Genomic DNA, 9,426 nt, shown 5'->3' with positions numbered 1-9,426 from the left:
TCTTCGCCTGTTTTCGAATTCTCTGGTCATATGTCCTTTCTGCTCGTCCCATTGAGGGGTAGAGTAATCACGAGGTAGACGGTGCAGCCAGGAAAGGAGGATTCCTACGTGCTCGTCTCTTGAGCGTGGCTTGAAGCGTAGGCTGCCTGTCCTGGTGCAACCTTACATCGGCAAACGTACCTGCTTCATGGTTGGCGTGCGTTACACGCTACGTTAGTGGTGTTGTGGAGGGACCTTGCTCTCTGTGACTCAGTATACCACACTACGCCATGACCTGTCTGTCCTCCCTCACTGATCGACTGCCTGTGGACGACATCGATGGCCGGCGACACGCGGACTGATTTCCCTGACCGGACCTGGGCCGAGCGGGTGACCGCTCTGTGGCTATGCTGCTAGCTGGGCTTGGGGGCCTGTAGAAGAGGCCTTGGCCGGAAGCGGTCCCTGCTGCAGCGGCACCCCACTGTAGGTCAGGTCCTGGCTACCATACATGGCCACCACCCCCTGGTTCAGCTCATCCGGCAGGAGTGCGCGGAGCATTACTGTATAGTATAACCCTGTTGCTGGCTCATAAAATTCCCCACTCAGCTTTCCGTGTAGCAAATTGCTGATGGTGCGGCTCTGCTCGGGCGTGAGAAGCAAGGCTCGCTGGGGTGTCGTGAAGGTCAGACAGCCGGAGTCGGCGTTCGGTCCTGTGATGTCCTGGGGCACCGGACCGCATTCGAACTGGGCGAGCTGGTGCAGAGTAAAGTCGGGTACATCCCAGGTAGGGATCGGCTGACTCAGATTGGGACCGAAGTCCTGGCGAACCAGCAGCACTTTGCGTGTGGTGTCATAAGCTGTCGTCGATCCCTGACTCACAGCTTCATTGATCGTCGTGAGCGCCTCGCCCAGGCGCTGGTACTCGTCGAGATCCTGCTGGCTCTCCTGGCGCTGGCCAAAAGTACTGTAGAGAAACTGATAATGCTGGTTGTTCACGTTGAATTGGAGCAAGACCGCATCCTGATCGGGTACCTCGTAGAACTGCTGGCGCTGGAAGCTTAGCAACCCATAGCTGTTAACCAGCGTATGGAGCAATTGGCTGAGCTGCTCCTGGCTAAGATGCCCCTCACGCATCTGCAGGCCGGGGCCGAGAATATAGCTACCATCTCCGTAAATGCTCAGCTGGGGACTGAGATCGAGCGTGCCCTGATGGCCTCCACCGCGGAAGGTTCGCAGCAAGACAGTCTCGGCACTACTATCGTAGATAATACTGCCGTTATCAAGCTGGCGTAAGTGAGCCTGGCCCGCTACTGGCTGGCTCGTGTCGGATTCGCAGGCCGTTAGCAGGGCCAGTAACAAGAGCAGGAGCAAAAAGACAAAGTTGCTCCCCGGCCAGGGCCTTGCCTGCCTGCGCCAGCAGCAATACCGACCTGAACCGTGCTCATCAAGATGGCGCCTCTGCCTTGGGGAGGCACAGGCTGCTCTCCTCGCCTCTTTCCTGGTTGGGAGGCCAAGGCCCTGCTCACTGTTCTCTCCGTTCATCTCTCCTCCCATGCTCTTAGCCTTGCTGGTTCTTGTCTGTTAGTAGATGCTGCCTGGGGATCTACTCGGGTAGCTGGGCAGAAAACCGGTAGCCGATCATCTTATAGATCAGGCGTGCAGCCAGAAAATCCGCGCGAATCTGGCCGGGGATGGGACAAAGCTCAACCACATCCTGGGCTACCACGGTGGTGCGCCGGTAGATCTCGCGCAGCAGCTCCAGAGCCTGATACCAGCTCAGTCCGCCTGGCTCTGGGGTGCCTACGGCGGGCATCTCGGCAGGATCGAGGGCATCCAGGTCGAATGTTACATAGGTGTGCTCGCTCAGTCGCTCCCAGGGGATGCGTGCCTGGCCGCGAGCGAGGTCGCGCGCCCAGACAATAGCTGCATCTGCTCCACGACGTAGGAAGTCCCTCTCCTCGGCACTGATGCTGCGAATACCGATTTCGAGCACCGGGATACCCAGCTCTAACACGCGCCTGGCGATGCAGGCATGTGAAAGGGGAGATCCCTCGTATTCAGCGCGGAGATCACCGTGGGCGTCAATATGAATAACTGTCAGGTCGGGGAAAAACTCGCGTGCCACGGCAACCGGCTCAAGAGAAAGCGAATGCTCGCCGCCGATCAGCAGAGGGAACTGACCCCGCTCTAGAACCTCACGCACCGCCTGGCCAGTCAGCTTCAGGGCGCTTGCGTGGTCTAATCCCCGGTAATCCAGGGCCGGACGGGTATAGATGCCTACCTCCTCAAGCGGACTGCACTCTAGCTCCTCGTCGTAGAGTTCCAGCTGGCTAGAGGCATTAAGGATAGCCTGGGGACCGTGACGTGTCCCCTGCACATATGAGACGGTATATTCAAGCGGCGCCGGAATGATGGTCACCCGGGCCTTGTCGGGATGGCTGTACTGTGGCTCGTCCAGAAATTGCCTGATGATATGCTCTCTCATGAGAAGCAAGCAACCTCCTCTTACATCTACGCACCGCCTTGTACTCTACCACAACCTGCCCTACCTGCCCAGCTCTCAGGACTCTTCTCTAGGCGTTTCGGGAGAGGTCCCTGGCCTCCACTTCAGTCAGGCTCGCCCGCCTGCGGGTTGAGGTTCCCCGTGGGAGGAAAAGGGCACTTCTCCCCACAAGCTGACCTGGCCTTCTCAGGGAACTCTGAGGCTGAAGCGCGTGATGGAAAAGCGGGCGTTGGGGCCGGTCAGCAGCAGGCCGGCTTTGCCCCCGCTGTAGCCGCCGCGGTCGCTCACGCTGTGCGTTGGGGCGTTGAAGTCCAGGGGAACAGCATTGATGCGAGCTGTGAAGGTGTCTCCCCGGACGCTGATTTCTAAGGTATCAGGGGCATGGGGGCGAGGGGAGTAGGTACCGCTCGCCAGGACTAAGGGGGTACCAGGCTGGGCTGCGTGGGCATCGAACTTCCAGAGAGCGTAGTGGCCAGCGCCGTCGATAACCAGGGCATAGCAGGAAACATAGTTCCCTTCGGGATGGAGGCGGAAAGCGATGCCGTACCAATTTTCCTCCTCTCCGGCCAGGCGCTGCATTTGGGCTTGCAATGTGAAGCTGGCCGGCAGGTTCCCTACGGCCTGGGGGTAGGGGAAGTAGTAGGTGGCTGGCGGCGTCTGGTCGATGGTGATCAGATACTGGCCGTTGCCGATGGCTGTACTGAGCGCAGGAGCACTCTCGGTCCAGCGTTGTTGATTGTTCTGGAACGTATCCGTAAAGGGCTGGGCTATGGCCTCGGATGTGGAACCAGATGTATTCAGGAACGCCAGCCAGCTGCTCAGCGGGCTTTGCATGAGCGTGATGGCGATGAGGAGGAGAAGGACCAGCCCGCTGAGGACAAAGGGAAGCCTGCGACGCTGCCAGATTTGTCCTCTAAGAGAAGCGGGCAGCGTCTGGGAGTGTGTGCCAGTGTCCGTGCTAGCCCTGCCAGGTCTGAGCACTGAGGTGAGAGCAGAGGTCGCGGCGGGTGGTGTCTCTGTGTGGCTTGGAGCTGCAGTGATCTGGGATGGAGCCAGTGAGCTGGCCTCCTGGGCTGCTGCAAGCTCGATAGCACTGGCTCTGCTTGGCTGAGCAAGCGTCTGGCCTGAGCCCTGGTCTCGCGGTGAGGGATAGATGGCCTCGCGCTCTCGCAACAGCAGGAGATCCAGGGCCTGAGCCAGTTCTGCTGCTGACTGAAAACGTTCATCGGGGTCCTTGGCCAGAGCGCGAGCAGTCATGCGCGCCAGCTGCTCCGAGACCGCCGGATTGATGGTACGGGCGTCGGGCGCTGTGCGATGGACATGTTGATAAAGCAGCCCGACGGTACTGTCGGCCTCGAAAGGGGGATGCCCTGTCAGCATCTGAAAAAGAACCACTCCCAGAGCATAAATATCCGTGCGCGCATCGACTGGGAGCCGCTTGATCTGTTCCGGGGCCATATAGGCCGCCGTGCCAATTAGCTCGCCGGCGCTGGTGAGTTGCAGGTGCTCCAGCTCTGGCTCTGTCGGCTCGCCTTCTTCCTCGCTCTCATCGAGTAGGGGCGGCCTGCCTCTTCGCACCGCCGGGCTAGCGCGCCGATCGAGCAATTTAGCGATTCCGAAGTCGGAGAGCAAAATCTCGCGCTGTGGGCCGCTGGTCAAGAGCATGTTCTGGGGCTTCACGTCGCGATGGACGATCCCGCGTTCGTGAGCCAGATGCAAAGCGCGGGCCAGGTCTCGGGCATAGCGTATGGCCAGCCTCTGGTCAAGCGGGCGACGGTCGCGCAGGAGGTCGCGCAAGGTACCACCGCCAACGTATTGCATGACCAGGTAAGGGATGGTCCCGAGCCTGCCAAGGTTCGCTTCGCCGAAGTCGTAGACGGCCACAATGTGAGGGTGCTCCAGGCTTGCGATCAGTTGGGCCTCCCGCTCAAAGCGGGCGGCGAAGCCAGGGCGCGCCGCTACCTCTGGGCGAATGATCTTGATGGCCACATCGCGCCGCAGCCGTGAATGGTAGGCCTTATAGACCCGCGCCATTGCTCCTTCGCCGAGCTGGCGCTGAATCAGATAGGCACCGAGCCGCTGCCCGATCAATGCGTCACTATCCATCACTTTTTCTGCTTTTGCTAGAAAATCACTCCTTACTGTCATACTCAACGGCCATCGTGACCTGTTTGTGGGCTGATCACGAGGCTCAGGTCATTGTCTGAGGCCTCTCTCAGCTCTGCTTGCCTGTATCAAGAAGCAATAGGGAAACAGCTCCAGGTGACTTTGATGCTATTGGCTGGTCCCTCAAAGAGCAGTACTGCGGAAGAGGGGCAGGCCTCGCCAGGAATCGTCACCTGGATCGATACCGACTGGCCAGGGGGCAGGGTGCCTGCGGCAGGCGTGAACGTGATGCCGCTGACGCCGCTACTAGAGCTGCTCCAGTTCAGCGCAGCAACGTTCTGGGCTGCCGCCCCAATAGTTACCGGGCACTGCCAGCTTGTCTCTGAGCTGGTGAACTGACAATCTTTATCTGCCTGGAGCATGCCCGACTGTGGCGCTTCCAAAATCAGTGTCGGGGGAGGCTGGACCGTCAGCGTCACCGGAATAGTCACCTGGCTCTGCCCGCTGCTCAGGAGAATCTCCCCCTGGTAGCTCCCTGCGGAGAGGTTGGTTTGCAGGCTGTTCACAGTGACCGTGATCGAGGTGGAGCGGTTCGCACTGAGCGTACCGCTATTGCTGCTGAGATGCAACCAGACCTGTTTTGTTGCCAATTGCAGGGAGGCTGACCAGCTCTCCAGGCCGCTGCAGCTCTGGATGGTCAGGGTCTGAGGCGCCGGGTCGCTGGTGGAGGCCACAGCAGTGAAGCTGAGCGAGGTAGGGGAGGCGCTCAGACACGGGTTGACCACGATGAGCGTTACTTGTAGCAGCAGGGCTGGATGGCCGGCGTCGTCGCTGAAGCTAATATCAGTACTGTAACGCCCCGCTGCCAGGGCGCCGACGCTTGCGCTGAGACTAATCTGCTCTTCGCCGGGCGCGGCCAGCAGACCCGAAGTTGTGCTCAGGGAGAGCCAGGGTGCTTGCTGGCTGTCCCAGCTGGCCGTCCAACCGACTGCGCCGCTGCCGGAGGCGCAGAGAGTGATGCTCTGCTCAACTGGCTTACCATAGCCGGCACTCAGCGGGCCGAATGTCACCGCTGAGGGATTAACGCAGCTCAACCCTCCGGTGGGAGGGGGGGACGTTGGCGCAGCGGTTGCCGTGGCTGTAGGCGTTGGCGAGCTGCTCGGGCTGACTTCCACCGTTGGAGTCGGGCTGGCGGTAGCTGAAGGTGTCGGCGGTGTGGCTCTCACGATCGTAAAGGTCAGGTTTGCGCTACGCGATGTCAGAGCCTCTTTGGCCTGGATCGAGTGCTGGCCCAGAGGCCAAGCTGGATCAATGGTCAGAGTGGCATCGAAAGTGCCGTCTCCCCGGGTCTGCAGGCTATTCCCCTCCAGCGTTTGCCAGGCCAGCGTCGCTGGATTGAACAGCTCAGCCGCGACTGTCCCCGGCTGTTGCTGCTGTTGCGGGGCTATAATGCCGCTGAAGTGCAGGGGAAGATGGTGATCAAGTGTCAGGGTCACCGTGCTACCGGGCAGGAAATGGGAGCCGTGCAGGTGCAGCGAACCGCCCGGGGTTACGGTCGAGCTGCCAGAGAGTATGGCGAGCGTAGGTGACCAGATAGTAAAGGCTGCAGCCACAGTGCTGCTCGTGATCAGTAAAGCTGCGCAGAAAGCGACCAGAGCGAGTGTCAACCATGCTGGCGGCCCGCTGCTTGGACGAGTAAGTGGCTGCCAGAGACGACGAGAGGCTGGTGGACTGGCCACAGCAGGGGCCACAGGGTATATCGGGGGCTGCTCAGCCAGCTCCCGGAGGCTGGTAACCTCCTCGCCATGACCCGAAGCTTTGGGGCTGTGGGGAGGTCGACCGCGCACATAGGGTACAGGAGCTGGAGGATTGCCCTGGACATGGGGGACCTGACTTGCCACCAGCTGCTCCCCTCCTGGCAAAGGCAGAATCCAGGCTCGACGGCGCCGAGTCTCTTCCTCCTCCGCCGCCTGCGCAGCCCGGTTGTCCTGTTGAGCGACAGAGGTGATCTCTACGGAAGGAGAATGGTAAGGTCCTCCCACCTCATCATCCGCCGAGAGAGAGGAAGGCGACTCTGGGATCGTCTGCCACCAGTCTGAGACCGTCTCATCTTCTGAGGAGCTGGATAGGGAAGCAAGATCCGACTCCTGCTCCGCTGGCAGTGGTAACGTTGCTTCGTCGGATTCCGCCTCACCTTCACTGGCGGGGGTCCAGACTGAACCAGACGCGGCGCTAGACGGCTGCTGACTGAACATGCTGTCCCGGGCCTGGAGTGGTTGAGTCGGCTCCTCTGTGGGCAGAGAATGCCCGCAGTGTCCACAGGATCTGGCATCATCTGGTAGCTTCGTGCCACAATAGTTGCAGGCGCGCATAGCGATCCTCCTGCGCAGCGTAATCGCTCTCTTGCTTGGAGAAACTGTGTCTAGTCTACCATAGTCCGTCGTAAATAGGGAGTCTGCAAATTCTTCCTGAGAAATCTGCGGCAGTCGACGAGAAACAGTACGAGAAGAACATCGCAGCGCCAGCTAGCTCTCTGGCCTTCAGAAGTGCTCTGGCGGTGCAGAAGTGTGCGTCTATTCGACTGAGTGCGTGTTACGAAATATTCACCGAACATGAGGAAAGGAGCCTAGAAAGGGGATGTGGACGAGAAAAGTGCGATTGCAAGAGCGGGCGGAGCAACTCAGCAGCGGTCGCCAGGACCTGATGACCGCCATTGAGGAAGCCTGTGACTGGGTGGAGCGGGCCGAACCCGCACTTGACGCTCTCTTGCCCGAAGAGGGAAGGCGTGAGAGGCTGCGCAGAGAGGCGTTAAGCCTGCAACGGCGTTATCCTGATCCGGCAGATCGCCCACCGCTCTATGGGGTCCTGTTCGCCGTCAAGGACCTCTTTCATGTGCATGGCTTTCCAACGCGGGCTGGTTCCAAGCTTCCGGCGGAGGTCCTGAGTGGGCCACAAGCCAGCAGCGTGACCCTTCTTCGCGAGGCGGGGGCGCTTGTGCTTGGCAAGGCCGCCAGTGCTGAATTTGCCTATTTCGAGCCAGGGCCAACGCGCAACCCGGTGAATCCTCTTCATACGCCAGGTGGTTCTAGCAGTGGTTCGGCGGCTGCGGTAGCCGCCGGCTACTGCCCGCTGGCTCTTGGAACTCAGACCATCGGCTCGGTCCTGCGTCCGGCGGCCTTTTGTGGCATTATTGGCTTCAAGCCTAGCTTCGGACGCATCTCCGCCGATGGCCTGATTCTCTGTGCCCCTTCTCTCGATACCGTGGGCCTATTTACCCAAGACATCGCGGGGATGGCACAAGTGGCCTCCCTGCTCTGCCGCGGCTGGCGTGGTTGTCCTTCCCTACCCCTGCCAGTGCTGGGTGTGCCCGAGGGTCCCTATCTTGACCAGACCTCGCCGGAGGGGCGGCGAGCCTTTGAGGAACAGCTCGCGCGGCTTCAACGGGCGGGCTATCGCCTCAAACGCGTACCTGCCTTGCCAGACATTGCCTCTGTCAATCAGCGCCATCTGCGTCTGGTTCATGCTGAGATGGCACGAGTGCATGCGCGCTGGTTCGAGCGTTATGCTGCTCTTTACCGTCCGTTGACTGCGGCTGCCATTCGCGAAGGGGCGACGATCGGCATTCAGGAGATTGTAGAGGCGCGGGCAGGGCGTGAGATCTTGCGAACCCAGGTGCAGGCCCTGATGGAGCGTGAGGGCATCGATCTCTGGCTGACCCCGGCGGCTCCTGGCCCGGCTCCCCAGGGCCTGCAGACAACGGGCAGCGGCCTCATGAACTTACCCTGGACTCAGGCCGGCCTGCCTGCTCTGAGCCTGCCGGCAGGTCGAGCTGAGAACGGGCTACCACTCGGCCTGCAGTGTGTGGCCGGCTGGATGCGCGATGAGGAGCTGCTGGCCTGGGCTGCTGCGTTGGAGGCTGCACTCGCTGAGCAAGCCTGAGTGGGTCTGCTCCTTTCAACTCAGGCTGCCAGCGCTCGGACTGCGGACCGGCACAGACAAGGGATCTCGTGCAAAGCGGTTGGCTGGTCCGGCAGGCCTCCCTTGGCTTATGGGCCGCTTAGGGCACAGCCACCGCTCTGGTTGTTCCATTCTTCCTGTACAAGGTAGCGGTGGCCGTTCCAGGTGACATTGCCGCCATCAGCGCTTGTCGGCCCAAACTCCCACGAGCACTTATCTCCGATTTCACTCCCCTGGCTATCGTACCAGGCATTGAGCAGGGGATCGGTGGCTCCTTCCATCTGCTCATGGGAGGCCACATTAATGCTGCTGTCTGCGTCGCTATCATGGTTAGGCGAGGAAGGGACGCCGCAGGCTTCGCGATCGCTCCCTGTATAGGGAATGACGGCGTAGATGACCTCCTTGTCAAAGTAGCCGTGATAAGCACAGAAGCTGGAGAAGCTACAGTAGCTGTTGTAGCAGATGTTCTCTCCGCGAGCCGTAAAAACAAAGAACATATGGGAAAGGGAAGCGCTCCAGCCCTGAATCTGCAGCGCACGTCTGACCTCATCCTGGATTTGAGCGTCGCTCAGCGTCGAGTCCGGGTATGGGCGACGGTCGATCCAGGAGCCGCCGAAGCTGGCGCCAGTAGGAACCTGACCGCTACTATCGCTGTATTGTACATTGTTGTGATAGAGCGCTGAACTGCCTACATCCTGAAAGTAGCGTTCGATCAGCTGATGATAGCTCGCGCTTACCTGAGAGCCTGTTGGCTCCCAGAAGATGGCATAGGCGGTCATTGCGCGGCTCATCACTGGACCGTTATGGTACAGTAGGTTCTGGCTAGAGGTCTGCGGTCTGGTGATCCGGGCGGAGCGTATCTTCAAAGGATGCCAACCACT

6 protein-coding genes and 1 pseudogene are annotated in these 9,426 nt (G+C 60.3%); 1 reads left to right on the top strand and 6 read right to left on the bottom strand.

The annotated features are described in order from the left end of the window. Positions 1-384: 384 nt before the first annotated feature. The 5 genes and pseudogenes from IRZ31_RS02900 to IRZ31_RS21345 all read right to left on the bottom strand — a co-directional run. A complete protein-coding gene (locus IRZ31_RS02900) occupies positions 385-1,350 on the bottom strand; it encodes a hypothetical protein (RefSeq protein WP_297149348.1) in 966 nt (321 codons plus the stop codon). A gap of 232 nt (positions 1,351-1,582) precedes the next feature. Further along, complete coding sequence (speB, locus tag IRZ31_RS02895) at positions 1,583-2,464, bottom strand: agmatinase (protein WP_297149346.1); 882 nt, start codon at positions 2,462-2,464, stop codon at positions 1,583-1,585. 204 nt (positions 2,465-2,668) lie between these two features. After that, positions 2,669-4,588, bottom strand: a complete 1,920-nt coding sequence (locus IRZ31_RS02890) for a serine/threonine-protein kinase (protein WP_297149344.1) — start codon at positions 4,586-4,588, stop codon at positions 2,669-2,671. Positions 4,589-4,716: 128 nt separating this feature from the next. Beyond that, positions 4,717-6,489, bottom strand: coding sequence for a hypothetical protein (locus IRZ31_RS02885; RefSeq protein ID WP_297149341.1), 1,773 nt, complete (start codon positions 6,487-6,489; stop codon positions 4,717-4,719). Between the two features lie 402 nt (positions 6,490-6,891). Beyond that, positions 6,892-6,960, bottom strand: a pseudogene (locus IRZ31_RS21345) (zinc-ribbon domain-containing protein); the annotation flags it as partial. Positions 6,961-7,225: 265 nt separating this feature from the next. Between IRZ31_RS21345 and IRZ31_RS02880 the strand changes: the two are divergent. Then, positions 7,226-8,527, top strand: coding sequence for an amidase (locus IRZ31_RS02880; protein ID WP_297149339.1), 1,302 nt, complete (start codon positions 7,226-7,228; stop codon positions 8,525-8,527). A gap of 107 nt (positions 8,528-8,634) precedes the next feature. Here the strand turns inward: IRZ31_RS02880 and IRZ31_RS02875 are convergent, their stop codons facing one another. Next, on the bottom strand, positions 8,635-9,324 hold the full coding sequence (locus IRZ31_RS02875) for a hypothetical protein (RefSeq protein WP_297149337.1): 690 nt from the start codon (positions 9,322-9,324) through the stop codon (positions 8,635-8,637). Positions 9,325-9,426 lie beyond the last annotated feature (102 nt).

It is taken from the genome of Thermogemmatispora sp., assembly GCF_019683635.1.
In the GTDB taxonomy this organism is placed as follows: domain Bacteria; phylum Chloroflexota; class Ktedonobacteria; order Ktedonobacterales; family Ktedonobacteraceae; genus Thermogemmatispora.
The sequence above is the reverse complement of the archived record's forward strand: the minus strand, read 5'-3'. Positions and strand labels throughout refer to the sequence as shown.